Source organism: Hydrangea phyllody phytoplasma (genome assembly GCF_036985185.1).
GTDB lineage: Bacteria > Bacillota_I > Bacilli_A > Acholeplasmatales > Acholeplasmataceae > Phytoplasma > Phytoplasma asteris.
On record NZ_BSDA01000001.1, the window covers coordinates 50,309 to 73,170 of the forward strand.

A 22,862-nucleotide genomic window follows, 5' to 3' on the forward strand; every position below is an offset into this window, starting at 1 on the left:
AAGCTTTTTTCAAAAATTAACCTCTCATAAACCCATCGCAAAAAACATTTGTTTACAAATAATATAAATAACTAAGGAATCCTTATATGTCAATTAATTATCAAAAATTAGAACAAAGATTTGAAAAAATTGGTCGTTTAGAAAATATTATCAATATATTAAACTGGGATATGGCTTGCAACATTAAAAAGGGCTCCCAAGAAAGCCGCACTTTAGAAATCATCGATTTAACCCAAATTATAAAAAAACTATTAACTTCACAAGAAACCAAAAATTTGCTTTTACAAGCACAACAAGAACAAGAAACTCTCAATTCTTGGCAACAAGCTAATCTACGAGAAATAACATCCAAAATACAATCCGAAGAAATAATCCCTGAAAAACTACAAAATAATTTAATTTTAGCAACTACCAAATCAGAGCTAATGTGGAGACAAGCCAAAAAAAATAATGATTATAACAGCTTCAAACCTTATTTTCAAAAAGTACTCAATTACACCAAAGAAGTAGCAAATCTCAGATCCCAAAAATTAGGCGTATCTTTGTATGATGCTCTCATCGATCAATATGACCCTGGAATGACTGCTACCAAAATCAAACAAATATTTAACGTCATCAAAGAAAAATTACCACCTTTAATGAAAGCTATTTTGCAAAAACAAGAACAACAAAAACACCTTTACAAAGATATTGCAATGACTTTAGAAAACCAAAAAAAATTAAATCAAATCATTATGCCCAAAATAGGATTTGATTGCAATTATGGTCGCCTAGATGAATCCATCCACCCTTTTTGTGGAGGCACTCCTTATGATGTTCGCCTTACTTCCAATTATAATACAAACAATTTTTTAGATAGTTTTTTAGCCACTATACACGAAGTAGGACACGGTTTATACGCCCAAAATTTACCCCAACAATACAAAAATCAACCAGTAGGCACTCCACGAAGCTTTTCTTTTGATGAAAGCCAATCTTTATTAATGGAAAAACAAGTTGCTAAATCTCAAGAATTTTTAACTTACTTAGTAGATATTTTAAAAACAGAATTAAATTTTTACAATCCTTCATTAACTCCACAAAATTTATTTAAACAAGCCAACCAAGTAAAACCTGATTTTGTTCGTATTTATGCTGATGAAGTAACTTATCCTTTCCATGTTATTTTGCGTTTTGAAATTGAAGAATTATTAATTTCTGATCAGTTGTCTTTGGATGATTTACCTCACTTTTGGAATTGCAAAATGAAAGAATATCTAGGAATTACCCCACCCAACGTAGGTCTTGGATGCTTGCAAGATATTCACTGGCCTCAAGGAAGTTTTGGTTATTTCCCTAGCTATTTAAATGGAGCTATTTTAGCATCCATGATAATGAAAAACATTCAAAAAGCAAATCCTAATATTAAAGAGGACTTTAAAACAGGCAAATTTGAAACTTTAAATCAATATTTAGATCAAAAAATAAGAAACTGGGGTTCTTTTTATACCAACCAAGAATTTGTGTTCAAAGCAACAGGCATGCCCCAAATTAACCCTGAAACCTTTTTACAATATTTAGAAAATAAATATTTGAATAATTAATTTAAGAATATAAAAAAAGACTCTTTCAAAAAGAGTCTTTTTTGTTTTTTAATATCATCTACATTTATGGCATTTATAATGACAAAATCTTTTTTTAATTTCTACAAACAACAAAGGCAACAAAGATAGTAATAAAATGATTACAAAATCTTTTGTTGTTAAAGAAATTAATTGAAATAAATCTCTTAAAAAAGGGACAAAAATTATGATTAATTGCAAAAATACACTAATGGCAAACGCTTTAATCAAAAAGGAATTTATTTTTAACTTAAAAACAGAAGTGCAAAAACTTCGCAAATTCCATACATGAATCAATTGTGAAAACGCCAAAACCATAAAAGCAAAAGTTTGAGCATATCTTATTTTATCACTATCATGATTATAATATCCTATTAAAGAAGCCACAAAAGCCAAAAGACCAATTAAAAATCCTTCCAAAATAATTTTTTGATAAGTTTTTTTATTTAGCAAACTTCCTTTAGGATTATAAGTTTTTGGCGACATAGAATTTGTTTCTTGTGGTTCGATTCCCAAAGCCATTGCTGGCAATGAATCAGTAACTAAATTAATCCAAAGAATTTGTAAAGCAGTCAAAATTTTAAAATCACACCCAAAAAAGAAAATTCCTAAAAAATTACCAAGCAAAATCAAAATAATTTCACCAACATTACAACTCAAAAGAAAAACTAAACTTTTTTTAATATTATTAAAAATATTTCGCCCTTCTTCTAAAGCATTCGTAATAGTAGCAAAATTATCATCTGTTAAAATCATATCTGATGCCATTTTACAAACATCAGTACCTGCAATTCCCATAGCAATTCCCACATTGGCTTGTTTAATGCTTAAAGAATCATTTATGCCATCTCCTGTCATTGCCACCACAAAACCTTTTTTTTGCCAAGCTTTCACAATTTTTAATTTATGATGAGGATTAGTTCTTGCATAAACTTTAATTTGCAATAATTTTTCCAAAAATTCTTCCTCTGGCATTTGAGCTAATTCATCTCCTGTAATGGCTAAATCTTGAGGTTGGGATAAAATATTTAATTTTTTGGCAATCACAAAAGCAGTTTTTAAATGATCCCCTGTAATCATAATCGGAGTGACGCGTGCTTGATTGCATTTAAAAATGGCTTGCATAACTTCTTTTCGAATGGGATCTTCCATCGCCACTGCCCCTAAAAAAATAAGATCTTGTTCAAAAATATCAGGATTGTTTTTAAGATTCGTCTCTAAATCAAGAGAAAATACACGATAAGCAATTCCCAAAACTCGCAAAGATTGCTCACTTAATTGACTAATTTGTTTTTCTAATATTTTTATTATTTTAGTATCTTTTGCAATGGTTTGTTCTTGATATTGAACTTGACTACATTTTTGCAACAAAACTTCTGGAGCACCTTTAGTAATGGCATAAATAAATCTGTCTTTATGATGAAAAGTAGTCATCAATTTCCTTTGGGAATCAAAGGCAATTTCTGCAAATCGAGGATATTGCTTTTGGAGTAAAAACGCATCATATTGATAAAACAAAGCTAAATTAATAAAGGCTTTTTCAGTAGGATCAGCAATAATTTCTAAGTTGTTTGAAGTTTTATCGTTGGTTGTTTTTGCAACACTAATCAAAGCATCATTACATAAAATACCAAATAAAAGCAACTTTTCTAAATTAAAGGGTTTGGGTTCATTAATATTTTCCACACAAAAGGGACTTATTTTTTCCAAAGAATTACAAACTATAATTTTTTTAACAGTCATATTATTTTGGGTTAAAGTTCCTGTTTTATCAGTACAAATAACATTAACAGCCCCCAAAGTTTCTAAGGTTTTTAAATTTTTGACAATAGCTTTTTTAAGAGCAAGTTTTTTCATTCCCAAAGCCAAAATTAAAGTCATAATAATTAATAAACTTTCAGGAATAGCAGCAACTGCAAGAGCAATGGCATCCAAAAAAGTATGTTTCAAAATGTGAGAGCTAAAAGTTGAGCTGTAAATGTTTTTAAAAATCGTCCACAAGCCATTAAGGAAAATAATAATACCAATTATCAAAGTTAACTTTTTAGTTAATTTGGCAATATTTTGTTCTAATGGTGTTTTTTCTTGTTGGGGTTGAGAAATAAACTGGGTAATTTTTCCAATTTCAGTTTGCATTCCTGAAGCAAAAACCACTCCTTTAGCTCTTCCTTTTAAAATAACAGTATTCATAAAAGCCATGTTTTGATTAGTAAGAGCTGCATTTTGGAGACAAACACAAGCACTTTTTAAAACAGCTTGCGATTCTCCTGTAAACAAAGATTCATCTACATATAAATTAAATGTTTCTAAAAGTATCATATCAGCTGGAATAATATCACCAGTTTCTAAAATGACAATATCTCCTATCACTAAATTTTGCATAGGAATTAAAAGCGGTTTGCTATCTCTTATTACTTTGGCATTAAGGGAAGCTTTTTTTGATACATTAGCTAAAACTTTTTGGGTTTTAGTTTCGTAATAAATACTTAAAAAGGCGTTAAGAAGGACAATAATCAAAATAAAACAGCCTTCCAAAAGTTCTTCTTTGTTTCCTTGTAAAATACCAATCACGAAATTAATTGTAGCTGCTAATAGAAGGACAATAACTAAAAAATCTTTAAATTGTTGTTGGAATAGATGCCAAAAAGTGGGTTTGGTAAGGGATTGAATTTGATTTTTACCGTTAATTTGAAGTCTTTGCAAGGCTTCTTGGGAGGTAAGCCCTTTTGTGATTTTGGTTTGTAACAATGCTTGCGATTGTTCAGGGTTTTTTTGACTAAATGAATGTTTCATTAAAATTCCTTTAATTTAATATAAATACAAAAAATATTTTGTGCAAAGCAAAAAGTAAAAATTTCAATTTGTTTTGAATGTATTATGAAATTGAGTTTTACAACTAATAAAAATAAGTGAAGCGTGCAAATAAAATAAAAAAACTAAACTGTTTTAGCAGTTTAGTTTTGTTTCTTTTTGGGGAACAGAAGTTATCAATCCCATAAATAAGGCAGATAATTTAATACGTAAAACAGTATAAAAAAGTGATAAAGATATTTGTGTAGTAAGTTCTTTGAGACCTGTTTCTTTATAAAAATATTTAATAATAAAAACACCCACAGCACCAAAAATCATAAGAGTATAGCCAAACATTTCTACTACAAAAGAGATATCTTTTTTCTTATAAACAGATAAATATTTAGCAACAATATCAAGTCCTCCAGTAGAAGCACCAATTCTTACAGGAATACCATTAAAAATACCTATTAAAATACCTGCAAAAAAAACTCTGGTAAGATCGCTTAAAAAATCACTTTCAGTTTTGAATATTCCAAAAAATCGTTCAGTATGATATAAAAAACCTTGTTTAACTTGGTTTTCAATAAAAAACACTGAAACAAAAAGAAGGACAGTTGCAAATGCAGTAGTAATGGTAAAATATTTACCCAAATAACGACGAGAGATAAAAAACAATAAGAAAACATTAACAACAAAGTAAAAAGTACCAGCAATAACTATAATATTATTGGTTTCAATCTTTCCTGCTTTATGTAATAATTTACCTATTACATTGCCTAAACCAATAATCCCAGTAGGAAAAAGATCAGTTTTATATCCGCCATCTCGGGTGCAATCAAAAGCCCAAACAGAAACTAAAACATATACTATTAAGGATAAGGATAAAATTAATATTTTTTTAAATTCTTGAACATATTGAATTTTTTTCTTTATTGGAGGAAATTTTTCAATATTTTCCATACTATTTTTCATAATAAACCTATTTCTTTTATTTTAATATATTTTGGCAACGCGTGCACAAAGGAGTAAGGGGTTTGGTGATTACTACATTCCAACATCTTTGACAAGCATACCCAGAAGCTTTGGCAACTTTAACATCAAAAGTATCTTTTAATTGAAGTGTTACTTTAGAGACTATAAAAAGTTGATGCAATTGATCTTTAATTTGTAAAACATCCAAAGCATGCATTTCTTCTTGGGTTAATGATAACGTAATATGGGCTTGCAAAGAAGAATTAATAAGCCCACTTTGTCTTGCTTTTTCCAAATATTGTAAAACGTTTTTTCTTAATGTTAAAAATTTATGATATTCTAATAAAAGATGAGAAGTTGGACGTGCTTTGAGTTGTGGCATTTTTTCTAAATAAATATCTTTTTCCACAGCAAAAGGAAAAAAGCCGTAAACTTCTGAAGTGGTGTGAGGAATAATTGGAGTTAAAACTTGTAAAAGCGATAATAACAAATCATAGATAGTTGATTGAATCATCTTTCTTTCTTTGTGATCTTCTTTTTCGATGTATAAAATATCTTTGGCAAAATCAAGATAAAAAGCACTGATTTTATTAGTAATGAAGGGGAATAGATGCCTTAAAACACCTTCAAAATTATAAGTATCATAAGAATGTAGTACGTTTTTTAACACTTCTTCAAAATCTAGCATCATTGCTTGATGGATAAAAGTTCTTTGTTCAAAGGCAATATAATTAGTATCTTTTTTAAAATTATCTAAATTACCTAACATAAAACGGAAGGTATTTCTAATTTTGCGATAAAGATCTTCTACTTGTTTTAAAATGGAAGGATTAATGCGCACATCAAGATTATAATTAGTGTTTGCAACCCATAAACGAATAATATCTGCTCCTTTTTGTTCAGCAACAGTTAATGGATCGATGACATTGCCCAAAGATTTAGACATTTTTTTGCCTTCACCATCAAAAACAAAACCATGAGTAATAACAGTTTTATAAGGAGCTTGATTTTGAGTGGCTACAGAAGTAATTAAAGAAGAATTAAACCAACCACGATATTGATCAGAGCCTTCCAAATAAACATCACTTTGTAAAACTTGATTACGTTTTTTAAAAACACTATAAGAAGTTCCTGAGTCAAACCAAACATCCATAATATCTAGTTCTTTGGTAAACAAATTGTTAGGACTTTGGGGATGAGTGTAGTTTTCAGGAAGTAGTTTTTTAACATCCCATTCATACCAAATATCCATTCCATGCTGTTCGAATAAATCAGCTACATGATTAATTAATTTTAAATCTAGAATGGGTTGATGGGTTTCGGTGTAAAAAATAGGAATGGGAACGCCCCAAGTTCTTTGACGACTAATATTCCAATCCTCACGATTAGTAATCATATTAGTCATTTTTAATTCTCCCCAACGTGGAATCCACTTAACTTTTTGGGTTTCTTCTAGCAAAAGAGATTTAATTTTTTTAATAGAGGCAAACCATTGAGGAAGTGCAAGAGAAATAACTGGTTTTTTAGTGCGCCAATCATGAGGATAGGAGTGCAAAATTACATCTGCTTTAAGCAAAGAATGGTCTTTTTCTAAATCAGAGATGATAGCTTCGTTGGCTTTGGTGTAAAATAGACCTTGATATTTGGAAACATCTGTCATCATACCTTTTTTATCAATACTACAAACAACATCTAAATTATATTTTTGACCTACTAAAAAATCGTCCAAACCGTGTCCTGGAGCGATATGGACTAGTCCTGTTCCTTCTTCATCCAAAACGTGTTGTGATAAAATTATTTTTCCGAATTTGGAAACAAGGTGATTTTGGTAAGTTAAATGTTCTAAGGTTTTTCCTTCAAAAGTGGCAACAACTTTGATGTTTTCTTTGTTCCAAGCAAAAACTTTTTGAAGAAAAGGAATGTTTTTGGTTCCTACCAAATAGCGTTTTTGTAAAACTTCAATTAATTGATATTCTTTTTCGGGATGCACCGCAATTGCTACATTGGCAGGCAAAGTCCAAGGAGTAGTTGTCCAAATTACCAAAGCCACATTGTCAAAAATATCTAGTTTTTTCATGCTAAAAGCAACATAAACAGAAGGAGATTGGTGATTGTGGTACTCTAATTCTGCTTCTGCTAAAGCAGATTCTAAAGTAGGTGACCAATGAATGGGTTTGAGGGCTTTAAAAATTAAGCCTTTGTCAACCATTTGTCCAAAAATTCTTACCTGATCAGCAACAAAAGTTTTATCCAACGTTAAATAAGGATTTTGCCAATCTCCTAAAATACCTAATCTTTGAAATTGCTGTTTTTGATTATTAACATTTTCCAAGGCAAATTCTTGACATTTATCTAGGAAAGACTTTCTAGTAAAAGCATTTTTAGAAGTTTTTTTAAGAACTGCTGCCTCAATTGGCAAACCATGAGTATCCCAACCAGGAATTAAAGGAGTGTAAAAACCTTGCATACTACGAAAACGAACAATAAAATCTTTTAAAATTTTGTTTAAGGCGTGCCCCATATGAATATTGCCGTTAGCATAAGGAGGTCCATCGTGCAAAATAAAAGGGTTGTTGTCTTGATTTTGTTGTAATTTTTTTTGATATAAGTCAAGTGTTTGCCAATGTTTTTGAATGTTAATTTCGTTTTTGCCTAAATTTCCTTTCATAGGAAAATCAGTTTTTGGCATCAAAAGAGTTGTTTTATAATTTGTTGTCATATCTTTTTTATCTCCTTATTTTTAGGTTGTTAAATTGATAATTTGTTATTTGGGGGGGTTAAAGTTGAAAATAGAAAAAATCGAATTTCAAAATTAAAAGTTTGAATATTAAACTAAACATTAAATCTAAAAGTAATAATATCACCATCTTTAACTATGTATTCTTTGCCCTCAATGCGAACTTTGCCTTTTTCTTTGCTTTTTTGAAAAGTTTGGGCTTCTAATAAATCAAGGTAAGAAACAACTTCGGCTTTAATAAAACCTTTTTGTAAATCGGTGTGAATAATGCGGGCACATTCGGGAGCTTTAAGACCTTTTTTAAAAGACCAAGCGCGAACTTCTTTAGGTCCTGCAGTAAAATAAGTTTGGAGACCTAAAAGAGCATAACTTTCTTGAATTAATTTAGTAAGCCCTGATTCTACAAGACCATAGTCCTTTAAAAAAAGTTGCTTTTCTGCAAAGTCTAAAGACGATATTTCTTTTTCTAATTGCACACACAAAGGAATTACTTTTTTGGATTCTTTAGTAGCATACGCTAAAACTTGTTGATAAAAAACGTTGGAATCCAAAGATAATAAATCATGTTCTTTAATGTTGGTTAAATAAAGGGAAGGTTTTAAAAACAACAAATTAAAGGTTTTGACAAGCTTTAATTCTTCATCCGAAAAAACCAAATTTTTTAAATCTTGGGTAGTTAAATGGGTTTTAATTTTGGTTAATAACGCTTTTTCTTGCAATAATTCTTTGTCAAGTTTATTTTTTTGTTTACCCAGTTTAAGTAAGCGTTTTTCAATTTGTTCTAAATCTGCTAAAGCTAGTTCTGTTTGAATAATATCAATTTCTTCTACAGGATTATTCGTTTCTGTCACATGAGCAATATTGGGGTCTTCAAAACATTTAACCACATGACAAATAGCATCTACATTGCGAATATGACTTAAAAATTGATTGCCAAGCCCTTCGCCTTTGGAAGCTCCCGCCACTAAACCTGCAATATCTTTGAATTCTATCAAAGCAGAAATAGTTTTTTGAGATTGAAAAATTTGAGATAAAGTTTGGAGACGCGAATCTGAAACTTCTACAATGCCAACATTAGGTTCGATAGTGGCAAAAGGATAATTTCCTTCTAAAACTTGCATTTTAGTTAAAGCATTAAATAAGGTAGATTTGCCCACATTTGGCAAACCAATAATTCCGACTTTCATTTTTGAGTTTCCTTATGGTATTTTATTTTGTAAAAAATAATTGGTTGGTAAAAAAAGGGGGTGGTTTTTTGGTTGGGGGTAAAATGCGATTTTACAATTGTATAAAAAATAGATAAAATGCAATCTTGTAGCAATTCTTAAATTAAGTGGGCGCGAATAAACGCATCATTATAGTAATCTAGCCAGTTGCCACGGATTTGATTATTCCGTGAGGTCATGCGGTCGGTCAGCCAAACGAAAGAATGGTGGATTACAGCAGACCGTAAAAGCGGAGTGAGGTGAAATAACTAGCCAAGATGCTTTCGCAAGACTAAGATAGTCATGGAAAAGGTGCAAATCCCTAATCGCGGAAATTATCGTAATTTAAGAACTTCAAGGGCAAGTTATTGAAACCCTGGAATGAAGGTAAGATATGAAGATATGATTTAAGTCTTTATATATAATCACATGTCGCTTTAAGTAGCACCCTTCATGATATCGTTGACGGAAACAAAGTGTTCTAGTCTAGCCACAAGCTTTAACAACGAAAGCGAACCTAAAACTATCAGGCATAATGATGTCGGAAATTCGAGATTCCTAAAAACCATACCAAACAGAGGAAATTAAAATGCCTCTGGGTTCAAGGAAAAAGAGACTTTTAGTAGTCGGAGGAGTTAAAACTTGGTTTGGAATAACCAAGATAATTGTCCTCACACGGAGCCTAGGAAAGCTAGGTACAAGGCGAAGGAGTCAGTAAATTAATTTAAACCAGAAGCAAAAAAGAGTCTAAATTTCTGAATCCAGAAATGTTAAACCTATATTATTAGGCGCCCAAACCCTGACACCAATTATATGACAATACCATATAAGAATGGAAGACTGTCACGGCTCACTTAGGTGTGGTAAGACAAAAGTCCGAAAAGAAAACTTCCTAGAATAAATGCGGGACATACCGAAATGAAAACAGGATTCGGGGTAATATAGGACCTTAACTGGGCGGAGCGATTATTTCGTTAAGAAATAAGGACTCGTGGAGGAGCTAGGGTGTATCCTAGGTAAAGCAGTTGCGAAATACTGGCCTTCAAAAAAGAGATGTGAGCCTGAATATAATTAATTTAGGGAAAGCCGTATGCTTGGAAACTTGCTTGTACGGTTTGGAGCGGGGCTGCACGTAAATAACCAACACGCGTGTAATCTATCGCTATTCTAAAATGATGCTATAAAAAATGTGCAAAAAAATAAAAAATAACTAATATTTGAGTTGGTTTTTGATTTCTTCGTAAAAGCTCACATAATTTTGATATCGAAAGGGAAGTATTTTGCCGTTTTCTAAGGCTTTTTTAACGCCACATTTTTCTTCTTGCAAATGAAGACAACTTTCACCAAAAAAACAATCACAAACATGTTCTACAAAATCAGGATAAAAATTCTTTAAAGTCCTAGGGCAAAAAGTAGTTAAGTCTAGTTTGGAAAAACCAGGAGTATCAACAATAAATCCACCATTAAACTCGTATAATTGGGCGTTTTTGGTGGTATGTTTGCCTCTGCCAAGACTTTCAGAAATTTCTTGTGTTTTGAGTTTGGCATCTGGAATTAAGGCTTTGAGTAAGGTCGATTTTCCTACTCCGGTTTGTCCTGCCAAAACTGTAATTTGATTAGCAAAAATGTGTTTAAGGGCATCTATTCCTATTTTTTGCTTGGAGTTAATATAATAAAAGGGTTGAAATTTTTGGTAATAAGATAATTGTTGTTGCATTGTTGTAAGGTTTTCGGGTTCTAACAAATCTATTTTAGAAAAAACCAAAACTACATCTAATTTTTGTTGTTCTAAAATTAATAAAAACTTATCTAATAAAAAAAATTGAAAATTGGGCTTTACTAAGGAAAAAACTAGCAATACCTGGTCAATATTTGCAACATTAGGTCTTTTTAATTCATTTTTACGAGGCAAAATAGATTGAATTAAATAAGTATCACAAGAAAGTTCATAAAACACAATATCGCCTACTTTAATAATAAAGTCAGAGGCAGAACTATTTTCTTTTTGGGTAGTTTTGATATCAGGGGTTTTTAATTTGCCTCTTTTTTTAGCTTCCAAAATAATTTGAGTTTTTAAATCTTTAATATAATAAACTCCAGCCAAAAATCTTAATACTAAAGCTTTTTCCAAATAATAACTCCTTTTTATATTTTGAAATCTTTTTTAATTATTTTTTTCTTATTTTGTCTAAATTACTTTTTAAAAATTTTTAAATTGTCTGTGTGTGTGCGATAAAAAATGCTAGATACTAATTTATTCTAATTTGAGTAACTTTTTTATAATTAATTAAAAAAACCATTAATTATTTTTATTATAACATATAAAAAAACAATAATTACATATAAAGATAAATTGGGTTTAAATAAGCAAAAGCAGAGTTTATTTGCTAATGTTTTTATGGGTGTGGCTTTGACAAATGGGATGTTTGTTGCAAAATAAAAAAGTTTTGGGGGGTGGCAAAAATTGTTACATAAAAAAGGAAGGACCCCTTAATAAAAAGGAGTCTTTTGTTAATGTTTTATTAATATTTTATTAATGGAATTAGGCAAGAAAAAATGTAGGATTACAAAATAATTATTTTTATGTTTGAAAATAGGGATGTTGTTTTTTACTTATTAAATTTACTTAATAAAGCCAAAACTTGTTGTTTAATTTGGGCTAAATAAGATTCGTCGTCCAAGTGATTGATAGCTTTGTCCATCAAATCTGCAACTAAAATAAAATCATTTTCTCTAAAACCTACTGTTGTCATAGCAGGTGTGCCAATTCTAATACCGCTTGTCACAAAAGGTTTTTCTTGATCAAAAGGAATGGTATTTTTGTTGACAACAATATTTATTTTTTCTAACATGTTTGCAATTTTGGATCCTGTAAACTCAGGATTTTTATGTTTAACATCAATTAAAAATAAATGATTATCAGTGCCTCCACTTACAATGCGATAACTTTTTTGTTGGAAGGCTTTAGCAAAGGTGTTTGCATTTTTGATAACTTGCTTTTGATATTCTTTAAAGGAAGGCATCATCGCTTCTTGAAAAGCAACAGCTTTAGCTGCAATAGTATGAATACAAGGTCCTCCTTGAATACCTGGAAAAATACCACGATTTATTTTTTTAAATACTTCTTCTTTATTGGTTAAAATCAAACCTCCACGCGGTCCTCTCAGCGTTTTGTGCATAGTAAAAGTAACAACATCGGCGTTAGCTTCAAAGGGACAAGGATGAAGCCCACAAGCAACTAAACCTGCAATATGGGCAATATCTGCCATTAAATAGGCATTAACTTCATCAGCAATTTGACGAAACTTTTTAAAATTAATAGTTTTAGAATAAGCCGAATATCCTGCAATAATTAATTTAGGTTTAACTTTTAAGGCAACTTTACGAATTTCATCATAATCAAGCATTTCAGTTTGGGGATTGACATTATAAAAATGAGCTTCATAAAAACCACCAGAAAAACTTAATTTATGACCGTGAGTAAGATGTCCTCCATCCATTAAAGATAATCCTAAAATTTTGTCACCAGGTTTTAATAAGGCTTGAAATGCTCCCATATTGGCTTGTGAACCTGAATGAGGTTGGACGTTTGCATATTTAGCACCAAACAGCTTGGTTGCTCTTTGAATGGCAATTTTTTCTATTTGATCTACATTTTTACAACCATTATAATATCTAGCTTGAGGATAACCTTCTGCATATTTGTTAGTCAAAATGCTTCCTTGGGCATCTAATACTGCTTGAGAAACAAAATTTTCCGAAGCAATTAATAAGATATTTTCTTTTTGTCTAATTTTTTCTTGTTCAATAAGATCAAAGATTTCTTGATCTTGGTCTTTTAATCCTAACTTTTGATTCATTTGGGCACAACCTTTTTCTTTTTTTATTTTTAGGCATTCAATGTAATTATTGGAAAAACAAAATGTTTTATAAAAGCATTTACAAATACGAATTTATTTGATAAACAATAGAGCAAAAATGGTAGTTATGGTTATAAAATCAAGCATTTTCCAACGATAAGTAATCATTTTGGTGCGAGGAGCTCCCAAAACATAACCTCTTACTTCCATAGCATTAGAAATTACCAAAGACCTTTTAAAAACCAACACAAAAATAGGAACCAATAAGGCTAAAAGATGATTAATTCTTTTAAAAATATTTTTTTTGTGCAAATCCATGCCTCTTGCTGTCTGAGCTTTTAAAATTTTATTGGTTTCTTGCAATAAAAAAGAATTAGCCATAAAAATTAAAGAAAGCATCAAAGTAAAAGTTTCAGTAGAAATTTTGAGTTTTTTTAAAGGAGACAAAATAATATCTAGACCATCTTGAATTTCGATAAAAGAAGTTATTTTATTGAATAAAAAAAACAACATCACAATTAAAAACAATCTTGTCATAATAAAACAAATTCTTAGAAAAGAAGTCGTTTGCAATATATAATTTTTAGGTTTGCAACCCAAAATTTCTTGTATATTGGAAGGAAAATACGAAGGAATAACAAAGACGCACAAAAGCAAAAATAACAAATAAGATAATTTAAAGGGAATATATTTTTTAGTGAAATTATACAATAAAATACATATTAAAAACAACCAAAAAGAATGGATGGCATCATAACTTAAAATAGGAATTTGAGCTCGCATAAAAGCATTAAAAGAAGTATCTTCCGAAGGAACTAAATTTATTACCAAAGAAATAATAAAAACAAATCTTAAATGTTTAATTCTTTGCCAAAAATAACTCCAAGTTACTCCAAAAAAGAAACAAAGACTCATTAAAGCTACCACACAAAAAAGATAAAATAAAGTGATGCGTTTGGGGTTTGCAAAAATAAAAACTTGATTTGGAGCAATATTTTCAACATTAATGGGCAATTTTAAAATAAAAACTAACAGCAACACAAAAGCAAGAATTTTGATAGAAGGATGGAGTTGGTACAAAAAACAACGCGATAAAGAGGGGTGGGATAAATTATTATTTGTAAAATCATTATTTTTCATCAATAATACCTTTTAACAATAAAATTCTTTTAAATATTGGGCAAGGGTGCTAAAACAATAGTGTGCTTGAAAGGGGATTCCTAAAGTTTGATTTAAATGTTTTAAAATTTTAAAAGTATCAGGAATATCTAAGTTAAATTGCTCAAATCGGGAGTGTTCAAAAAAAGTTTCTTTTGTGCCATCAAAAAGCAATTTTCCTTGAGACAAAACCAAAACACGTTTTGCATATTGGGCAACCAAATTCATATCATGAGTAATAATGATAATAGTTTTGTGAAATGTTTGATGCAAAATTTGTAAAAAATCCATAATATCAGAGCTACTTTCCAAATCAAGACCACGTGTAGGTTCATCAAGGATTAAAATATCAGGCTGCATGGCTAAAATACCTGCAATAGCGACTTTTCTTTGTTGTCCGTCACTAATTTGAAAGGGAGATTTTTGATGTAAAGCGGGAGGAATGTTGATTTGTTCTAAAGTTTTGAAAGCTTGCTTTTGGGCTTGTTGTTTGTTATTTAAAAAAACTTCAGCACCAAACATTACATCTTTTAAAACAGTTATTTCAAATAATTGATATTCAGGGAATTGGAAAACTAAACCTACTTTTTGGCGCAAGGGCACTAAGAGTTCTTTTTTTGTTTTAGAAGTTATGGTAGTGCCACAAACTGTTACTTTTCCTATATTTGTGGTAAGCAAAGCATTCATTAATTGCACTAAGGTCGATTTGCCTGAACCGGTTTTCCCCACTAAAGCAATAAATTCATTTTGAGAATTGATTTTTAAATTAATGTCAGATAAAGTGGCAGTAGTTTTTTGGGGGGGGTGGGGTGGTTTTTTATAATAAAAGTTTACTTTTTCAAATTGTATTGCCATAAAATATCCTTTAAATTTTCTAACATTTGATTATTTTTAATATTTTTAGTGGTGCTGTCTTTTAAAATTTCATAGTAAAGCTCTAATGATAAAGGAGGTTTTAATTTATATTGTTGCAAAAATAAAGGGTCTTGAAAAAGGTTTTGGGGTGGGGTTTGGGTAATTAATTTTCCTTGATCAAGAACAATAATTTCATCACTTTTGGTAGCAAACTCTAAATCATGAGTAATGGTAATCAAAATTTTATTTTTAATGGTTTGAATAATTTTTTGCACTTCCAAAGCGCCTTGAGGATCTAAAAAAGAAGTTACTTCATCAAAGATAATAATTTCGGGCTCCATCGCTAAAATGGAGGCAATTGCTACACGTTGTTTTTGTCCCCCTGAAAGTTGATTCACGTTTGTGTCCAATAAATCATCTATTTTTACCATTTTGGCATATTGCCAAACTTTGGCTATAATTTCTTCTCTACAAACATTATAATTTTCCAATCCAAACGCAATATCTTCTCTTACAGTAAGTCCTGTAAACTGATAATCAGGATTTTGGAAAACCATACCTATTTTAGGTCGCAAAAGGGACAAATTTTTTTCATTTAAAACGATATTGTCAATTAAAATTTGTCCTTTGGTACAAGAAAGCAGCCCTACTAAAATTTTGGCTAAAGTAGATTTTCCCGAGCCATTATGACCAACAATAGAAACCCAAGAATTATTTTGAATGGTTAAATTAAGATCTTTGAGAATAGGATTAAAACCGTAATAAAAAGTTAAATTTTGAATAGATATCATAACTTTAAATTTTTCTTTCTTTCTTTGTTTGTTTGGTAGTTTTGATGGGGCATTTTTGAGGTAGTTGATTTATTTCGAGGGGAGGTTAGTTTGAAAAAGGCAAAACCACTTTTGCAACGAATCGCAAATCGTAATATAAGATATAAAATAAGATTGAGTTTTTGTGGAAAGAGTGAAAAATTGTTATAAAATGGTGTAATTAAAATTTAGTATCATCAATTTTTTGCAAATAACAAGTTACAAAAGAAACAATGTTTTTTAAGTGATTAGGTTCAAAAGGATTAGTAAGTCCTGTAGTTTTTAAAAGGTTTAAAAAAGTTTGTGAACCGCCTAATTGACATAATTTTAAGTACTTTTGCCAAGTATTGGAATAATCTTGCTTGCTTAAAAGCCAAATTTCTAAAGCACAAACTTGGGCTAAAGTATAGTCAATGTAGTAAAAAGGAGTAGAAAAAATGTGGCTTTGACGGAACCAAAAAGTACCTTTTTCTAAAAAAGGATCGTCTTCATAAGTTTCTAACAACAAATATTTTTTTTCCAAATTACGCCAACGCTCTTTTCTTTGAGCAGGAGTCATTTGAGGATTTTGATAAACTTCATGTTGAAAATGATCCACTAAAGCACCATAAAGTAAGAAATTAAGGGATTGGGATAAATGTAGAAATTGATATTTGTCTACATCTTGGGCAAAAAAATCTTTTACCCACGGATAAGCTAAAAATTCCATTCCCATAGAACTAATTTCAGCTGCTTCAAAAGTAGGCCAACGATACTCAGGAATTAAATGACGACTTTGATAAACTTGGAAGGCGTGTCCTATTTCGTGAGTCAAAACATCTACATCATGACTTGTGCCATTAAAATTAGCAAAAACAAAAGGAGCGCTATATTTAGGAAGGTAAGTACAGTATCCACCGCCTGTTTTGTTGGGTTTGCTATCTAGGTCTAATAGATTTTTTTCTAAGAGAAAATCAAAAAATAATTTGGTTTGGAGAGACATTGCATGATACATTTTTTTTGCTTGGGTTAACTGAAAATCAACTCCTCTTTGAGGTTTGGGATTGCCACTTGAAAAATTAAAACTTTTGTCATAACTTTCCAATTTAGCAATACCTAAACGTTTGGATTTACGTTTTTGAGTCATGGTATAAAACGGCAAAACATATTTTAAAATGTTGGCGCGATAATCTGCAATTTGGTTAGCATCGTAATCAGTGCGTCCTAAAAGATCATAACCTAAGGCAACGAAATTGGAATATCCCAATATTTGAGCCATCTTGGTTCGTGTTTGGACTAATTGGTCATAAATAAGGTCATATTCTTGCTCATTTTTAGCAAAAAATTGCGAAACAGCTAATTGGGCATTTTTTCTAGTTTTCCTTTGGGACGATTCCAAAAAAGGAGCCATTTGACTTAAATTATAAAGTTTGCCTTCAAAAGCAACAGAAGGATCAGAAATTAATTTTTGATATTTGGTTGTTAAAGTATTTTCTTCTTGTAAATAAGGAATAATTTTAGGGTCAAATGTTTTTAAAAATAGTTTGGTTTGGTCAAATAACAGGGTCCCAAATTCTTGTACTAAGGCGTCATAATGTTTACTTTTTACCATAGTTTGGCTAAATTGATGTTGTAATTCGGTTAGCAAAGGGGCATTTTGGGCACAAAAATGTTTTTCTTGTTGATAAAAAGTATCTTTTACATCTAGGCTATGCCTAATTTCTGCCAAAGTAAACATGGAATTAATTTCATCCATTAATGAATTAAGACGGTTAATAATTTTAATTTGTTCTGGTAAGGAAGCATCCAAAAAAGCCTCTATCATAGGCAAAATAGTTTGTTTGTTTTGAACAATATCCACTCTTTGATATTCAAAATCTTGAAATTTCACTTTGGTTTAATCCTATCTTTTTAATTTTTATGAAAAATATCTAAATAGCAACGGCGTGGCAAGTTTAATTTTATTTATGTTAGTTTGAAAAAATATTTTATTGTCGAATAACTACATTTTAATTATAAACTAATAAATTTGATTATTTCTTATAAAATTCGTAAGTATCTGCTAAAAAATTGCAATCTTTTAAACAGCTCTTTTAAAAGGATAACTACAAAAAGGGAAGTCACAAAGACAAGGGGCAAAGCAATAAAGAGCCCTTTATTTACCATAGTTGTTGCAATTTGTTGGATGGTAATATCTTGGGAAAAAATATTTATTTCGGCTGTCCACCACCATTTTAACATTACATACCAATATAATGTTTGATATAAAGCTGATAACATGACAACAACTAAATACATTTTTAAAAAATTATCTTGGGGTCTTAACAACAAACCAGGTAATAATCCAAACGATAAAACACAAGCTAAATTAGCAATCAGTTCAAACTGATAACCAAATTCATAACCATATCCTACAAAATATCCAATTGTTTCAGCCAAACAAGCACCCAGGCAAGAAAGATGCCAAGGAACATAAAAAGACATTACAATTAAAGGTAAAAAACGCACATAGACAAGAATATTTACATCTATATGAATAAAATGAAACCCTGGAAAAGATGTTGTTTTATCTGGGAATATAATTTGTAGTATTTTAGATAAAACAATAGATAAGGAAGTTAAAAAAGAAGTTAGGATAATTTGTCTTAAAAGTTTTAGATTGCGATTAAAATTATTATTCATAGTTTTTCTCTTTTCTTTGTGTATGTAATTTTATTATTTATATTGAATTAATAAAATGTTCTTTGACAACATTGAGGAAAAAAGAGGAGGGGGCAAAAATTATCTATAATAGTTAAGGTAAGTTTTAATTCTAGGATTTAAGAAAAATAAAAAAATAAAAATAAAGATAAAAGTAGCAAAAACGGGGATTAAATTATAACAAAAACACCAAATAATAGGGTAGTTGATTAGGGGAGCTAAAAAGGGGAAATAATTTTGTTTATTTGCAATAAGGGGCAACCAAATAAAATAAGAAGCCAAACATTTAAAAGCAAAAACAGAGGCAAAAACTATTAATAAATTAAGTAAAATGCTTTTATAATTATCAAAATATTTTAAATTAGGGGTATAAAAAACAAAAGAAAGACTATAAGATAAATCAACTAAAAGATAATCCAAAAGTAAAACTGCAATTTGTTGTAAGGAGCGCATTTGTTGGGCTTGCATATAAGCTAAAATATTGGTGGATTCACTTAAAAAAATAGCTTTAAATAGATGAAATAAGGCATAAAGAGTACAAAAAAGAAAGCTATGTTTTTTGCCTAATAAAAAACCAATTAAAATTAAGGGAAGGAGAGAAACTTTAATAAAAGAGCCAATATTTGCTCCCATTTTGGCAATCCCTAACTTATCATAAGCAAATTCTAACACAATTGTGAATCCTAACAAAGTAGAAGCAATAATGTGTTTTTGCAAGGGGGAGAAAAAAACTTTTGTTTCTTTGTTGTTGGTTTTTAGCATATGAGATTAATTTCTTTCTAAAGAAATATCAAAATTACTTTTCATCAGGCAAAGTAATAATTGGGGTAAAAAAATAAAATAAAGGTGAAGGGGGTATTTTTAGCAAGGGAATAATTATTGGTTTTGATAATATTTTATAATAATATAATGTTGCAAATAAAAATATAAACTAAGGGAAAAAAGTGGAGAAAAAATAGTGGGATGATCGCCAATAGAAAATCATTAATAAAAGATATTGATAATAAATTTAATTAATAATAAAGTGATAACAATATTTTTGAAGAGTTGCAAAGGAGAGAATAAAGAAAATAGACCACTTTCAAAAAAATAATCTAAGGAGTTTTATTTGTAATAAAGATAGGTTCAAAAAGGATTAAACTAAAGTTGCTACTTTGTGAAGCAATCTTACTAATTGACTAACATAACTCATTTCATTGTCATACCAAGACATTAATTTAATAAATTTAGGTTTTTCTTTGAGGACTTGCAAAGTGTGAGAATCATATAAAGAACCATAACTTGTTCCAATAACATCTGAGGAAACAATAGGATCTGTAACGTAGGCTAGGGTTTCATTAGCAGCTTTTTTGAAAGCTTCATTGATGGCTTCTGGAGTAGCTTCTTGAGTCAGTTCTGCGGTAAGGTCAACTAAAGAGCCTGCAATTGTAGGAACTCTAATTGCTGTACCATCTAGTTTTCCTTTTAATTCAGGAATAACTAAACTAATAGCTTTGGCAGCTCCAGTAGAACTTGGCACCATATTAAAGGCTGCAGCTCTACCGCGACGTGTCCAAATGCCTTTGGGATGGTTTTGATCAATTAAACTTTGGTCACTGGTGTAACTATGAACGGTAGTCATAAAAGCTTGGTTGATGCCGAAGTTGTCATTTAAAACTTTAACAACGGGCGCTAAACAGTTAGTAGTGCAAGAAGCCCCGCTTACAATGGCATCTTCTTTAGTAAGTATTTGGTCATTAACATTGTAAACAACTGTTTTTACATCCCCAGTAGCAGGAGCACTAATTAACACTTTTTTAGCTCCAGCTTCTAAATGAAGAGCTGCTTTTTCTTTGCTAGTAAAAAAACCTGTACATTCTAAAACAATATCTACTCCTAGTTTTTTCCAAGGTAAATCTTGAGGATTTTTTTCTTGAAACACAGGAATTTTTTGTCCTTCAACTACTAAATAGTTGTCTTCAAAACTAACAGCGTCTAATTTGTAAGGTTTTTGAATGCTGTCGTATTTTAATAAATAAGAAATAGTTTCTAAAGTTGCTAAATCATTGATAGCTACTACTTCAAATTTAGGATTTCCAAAAACAAGACGAAAGGCTAATTTACCGATACGCCCAAAACCATTAATTGCTACTTTAACTTTCATAATTAATTAAACCTCTTTTTCTTTTTTTATCCTTTTTTAATGTAAATGATGGATCTATTTGTTGGTTGTGTGGATTGTTTTATTTTGTGATGTTTGTAATATTTGGTAATTTGAAGAATAATAATGATCAAAAAATAAAATAAAAATAGGGGAGTTGTGATTACAGTTTCTCCATACATGCAAGCCCTGGCATTGGTTTTCCTTCTAAAAATTCTAAAAAAGCGCCTCCACCCGTAGAAATATGGCTGAAATTTTGATCTAGACCGAATTTAAAGACTGCAGCAGCGCTATCGCCACCACCAATAATGGTAGTTGTATTGGGCGAAAGATTGCTTATTGTTTGGGCTAAAGCTTTGGTTCCTTTAGAAAATTGTTCAAATTCAAACACTCCTACAGGACCATTCCAAACAACTGTTTGAGCCGTTTGTAAATACGTTTTGAAAAGTTCAATTGTTTGAGGTCCGATATCAAGTCCCATTACATCATCAGAAATATTATCATAACTATAAACAGCTGCTTGTGTTGTTGGCGAAAATTCTTTGCCACAAACAAAATCTTTAGGTAAAACGATTTTTTTGACTTCTGGAGAAGCTAATAATTCTTTTACTAAAGGGATTTTGTCTGCTTCTAACAAACTAGTTCCTATGTTAAAACATTTGGCTTTAAGACAAGTATAGCTCATTCCTCCACCTATCAAAAGAACATCAACTTTTTGCAAAAGACTACGAATAACTCCAATTTTGTCAGATACTTTGGAGCCACCCAAAACAGCAACCAAAGGTCTTTGAGGAGTTTGGACAATTTTTTTGAGAAAAGATATTTCTTTTTCGACCAAAAAACCAAAGCATTTTTCTTTGATATATGTTGCAATACCTACATTAGAAGCGTGGGCGCGATGGCATGTACCAAAAGCATCATTGACAAAAACATCACCTAAAGATGCCCAATATTTGCCTAATTCGGGGTCGTTTTTACTTTCTTTTTTGAAAGGAACATCTTCAAAACGAGTATTTTGGACTACTAAAACATCCCCTGGAAGCATCTGGCCAACAGCTTGATTTAAGGTGTTGCCTTGAGTTTCTGGAACAAACTTTACTTTTTGTTGCAAATAAAAAGCAATTTTTTCAGCTACCACTTGCAAGCTAAAATGGGCTTTATCAGCTTCAGTTTTAACGCGTCCCAAATGAGAAAAAATAATAACTTTAGCTTTTTGCTGAACTAAATATTTTAAAGTAGGTAAAATAGCCTTAATTCTGTTGTCATCTGTGATAACGCTGTTTTCTAAAGGAACATTTAGGTCTGCTCGCAATAAAACTTTTTTATTTGTAATATTCATATTAGTTAAGGATTTTGTCATGCATTTATGCCTTTCACTTAGGAAATATTAATTATTTTTAAGTTATTTTTAATCTAAATTAGTAAATAGTTTGTTTGAATGGTTAATTTTATTTTTTTGTTGTTTTATTTTATTTATTTTATCCATCGTTTAGAGGAATAATGATTTTTAAATATTGGTATTATTTTATCGTTTATGTTTTTTAATTTTTTCAATTGTTGATTCTGGCAATTCGTCTTTAATGGCATTTAGTTCTTCTAAGTATTGGTCAAGTTCGCCTTCTATAAGGTTGTATTTGCGATTGGTAAAAGCTCCTATTACAAAAGTTAAAAACATTTCGCCTCCCATTAACCGTTGCTTTTCAAAATCATCAATTCTTTCCACAATAAATTGAATTTTTAAAGAAAACTGTTCTTTTAGTTTAAAATTATCGCATTCAATTAACCTAATTTTAATATCTTTAATTAACCACTTAATAAAACAAACGTTTAGTTTCAATTTTTTTGCCTTTAAAATAACTGCGCAAGGTTAAAATACCCACAACAATAGGTACAAGTGTTTTAATTGCTAATAACACAATAACTATGGTATTGTTGGTGTTCATATTTGTATTAGAACTTGCCATATTTTGGACCTTTCTTCTCTAAAATGTAAAAAAGAAATTTTTTATAATTGTAGCTATATTTTCTTAAGGGAAAGATTTAAAATTGGGAA

17 protein-coding genes are annotated in these 22,862 nt (G+C 30.3%); 1 reads left to right on the top strand and 16 read right to left on the bottom strand.

Annotated features, from left to right (window positions below):
- Positions 1–86: 86 nt before the first annotated feature.
- On the top strand, positions 87–1,583 hold the full coding sequence (locus AACP42_RS00330; protein ID WP_212775470.1) for a carboxypeptidase M32: 1,497 nt from the start codon (positions 87–89) through the stop codon (positions 1,581–1,583).
- 54 nt (positions 1,584–1,637) lie between these two features.
- Here the strand turns inward: AACP42_RS00330 and AACP42_RS00335 are convergent, their stop codons facing one another.
- The 16 genes from AACP42_RS00335 to AACP42_RS00410 form a co-directional block, all read right to left on the bottom strand.
- Positions 1,638–4,394, bottom strand: a complete 2,757-nt coding sequence (locus AACP42_RS00335; RefSeq protein WP_212775469.1) for a cation-translocating P-type ATPase — start codon at positions 4,392–4,394, stop codon at positions 1,638–1,640.
- A gap of 153 nt (positions 4,395–4,547) precedes the next feature.
- Positions 4,548–5,366: a YitT family protein gene (locus tag AACP42_RS00340; protein WP_212775468.1), complete on the bottom strand. Its 819-nt coding sequence runs from the start codon at positions 5,364–5,366 to the stop codon at positions 4,548–4,550.
- 16 nt (positions 5,367–5,382) lie between these two features.
- Positions 5,383–8,085 carry an isoleucine--tRNA ligase gene (ileS, locus tag AACP42_RS00345; RefSeq protein ID WP_212775467.1) on the bottom strand — a complete coding sequence of 901 codons (2,703 nt, stop codon included), beginning with the start codon at positions 8,083–8,085 and terminating at the stop codon, positions 5,383–5,385.
- Between the two features lie 113 nt (positions 8,086–8,198).
- Positions 8,199–9,290: a redox-regulated ATPase YchF gene (ychF, locus tag AACP42_RS00350; protein WP_212775466.1), complete on the bottom strand. Its 1,092-nt coding sequence runs from the start codon at positions 9,288–9,290 to the stop codon at positions 8,199–8,201.
- 1,228 nt (positions 9,291–10,518) lie between these two features.
- Positions 10,519–11,439 (bottom strand): ribosome small subunit-dependent GTPase A, encoded by a 921-nt coding sequence (gene rsgA / locus AACP42_RS00355; RefSeq protein ID WP_212775333.1) that lies wholly within the window; start codon positions 11,437–11,439, stop codon positions 10,519–10,521.
- A 478-nt stretch (positions 11,440–11,917) separates the two neighbouring features.
- Positions 11,918–13,168, bottom strand: coding sequence for a serine hydroxymethyltransferase (glyA, locus tag AACP42_RS00360; protein WP_212775332.1), 1,251 nt, complete (start codon positions 13,166–13,168; stop codon positions 11,918–11,920).
- A gap of 93 nt (positions 13,169–13,261) precedes the next feature.
- On the bottom strand, positions 13,262–14,308 hold the full coding sequence (locus AACP42_RS00365) for an energy-coupling factor transporter transmembrane component T (RefSeq protein WP_249291042.1): 1,047 nt from the start codon (positions 14,306–14,308) through the stop codon (positions 13,262–13,264).
- A gap of 12 nt (positions 14,309–14,320) precedes the next feature.
- On the bottom strand, positions 14,321–15,181 hold the full coding sequence (locus AACP42_RS00370) for an ATP-binding cassette domain-containing protein (protein WP_212775331.1): 861 nt from the start codon (positions 15,179–15,181) through the stop codon (positions 14,321–14,323).
- On the bottom strand, positions 15,157–15,972 hold the full coding sequence (locus tag AACP42_RS00375; RefSeq protein WP_212775330.1) for an ATP-binding cassette domain-containing protein: 816 nt from the start codon (positions 15,970–15,972) through the stop codon (positions 15,157–15,159). The genes AACP42_RS00370 and AACP42_RS00375 overlap by 25 nt, the downstream gene beginning before the upstream one ends.
- A 199-nt stretch (positions 15,973–16,171) precedes the next feature.
- Positions 16,172–17,860 carry a M3 family oligoendopeptidase gene (locus tag AACP42_RS00380; RefSeq protein ID WP_212775329.1) on the bottom strand — a complete coding sequence of 563 codons (1,689 nt, stop codon included), beginning with the start codon at positions 17,858–17,860 and terminating at the stop codon, positions 16,172–16,174.
- Between the two features lie 149 nt (positions 17,861–18,009).
- A complete protein-coding gene (locus AACP42_RS00385) occupies positions 18,010–18,651 on the bottom strand; it encodes a hypothetical protein (protein ID WP_212775328.1) in 642 nt (213 codons plus the stop codon).
- Between the two features lie 99 nt (positions 18,652–18,750).
- Positions 18,751–19,431, bottom strand: a complete 681-nt coding sequence (locus AACP42_RS00390) for a hypothetical protein (protein ID WP_212775327.1) — start codon at positions 19,429–19,431, stop codon at positions 18,751–18,753.
- 373 nt (positions 19,432–19,804) lie between these two features.
- Positions 19,805–20,812, bottom strand: a complete 1,008-nt coding sequence (gene gap / locus AACP42_RS00395) for a type I glyceraldehyde-3-phosphate dehydrogenase (protein ID WP_212775326.1) — start codon at positions 20,810–20,812, stop codon at positions 19,805–19,807.
- Positions 20,813–20,972: 160 nt separating this feature from the next.
- Complete coding sequence (locus AACP42_RS00400) at positions 20,973–22,169, bottom strand: phosphoglycerate kinase (RefSeq protein ID WP_212775325.1); 1,197 nt, start codon at positions 22,167–22,169, stop codon at positions 20,973–20,975.
- Between the two features lie 165 nt (positions 22,170–22,334).
- Positions 22,335–22,646 carry a hypothetical protein gene (locus tag AACP42_RS00405; protein ID WP_212775324.1) on the bottom strand — a complete coding sequence of 104 codons (312 nt, stop codon included), beginning with the start codon at positions 22,644–22,646 and terminating at the stop codon, positions 22,335–22,337.
- Positions 22,621–22,773 carry a hypothetical protein gene (locus AACP42_RS00410; RefSeq protein WP_212775323.1) on the bottom strand — a complete coding sequence of 51 codons (153 nt, stop codon included), beginning with the start codon at positions 22,771–22,773 and terminating at the stop codon, positions 22,621–22,623. Before AACP42_RS00410 ends, AACP42_RS00405 begins: the two co-directional genes overlap by 26 nt.
- Positions 22,774–22,862 lie beyond the last annotated feature (89 nt).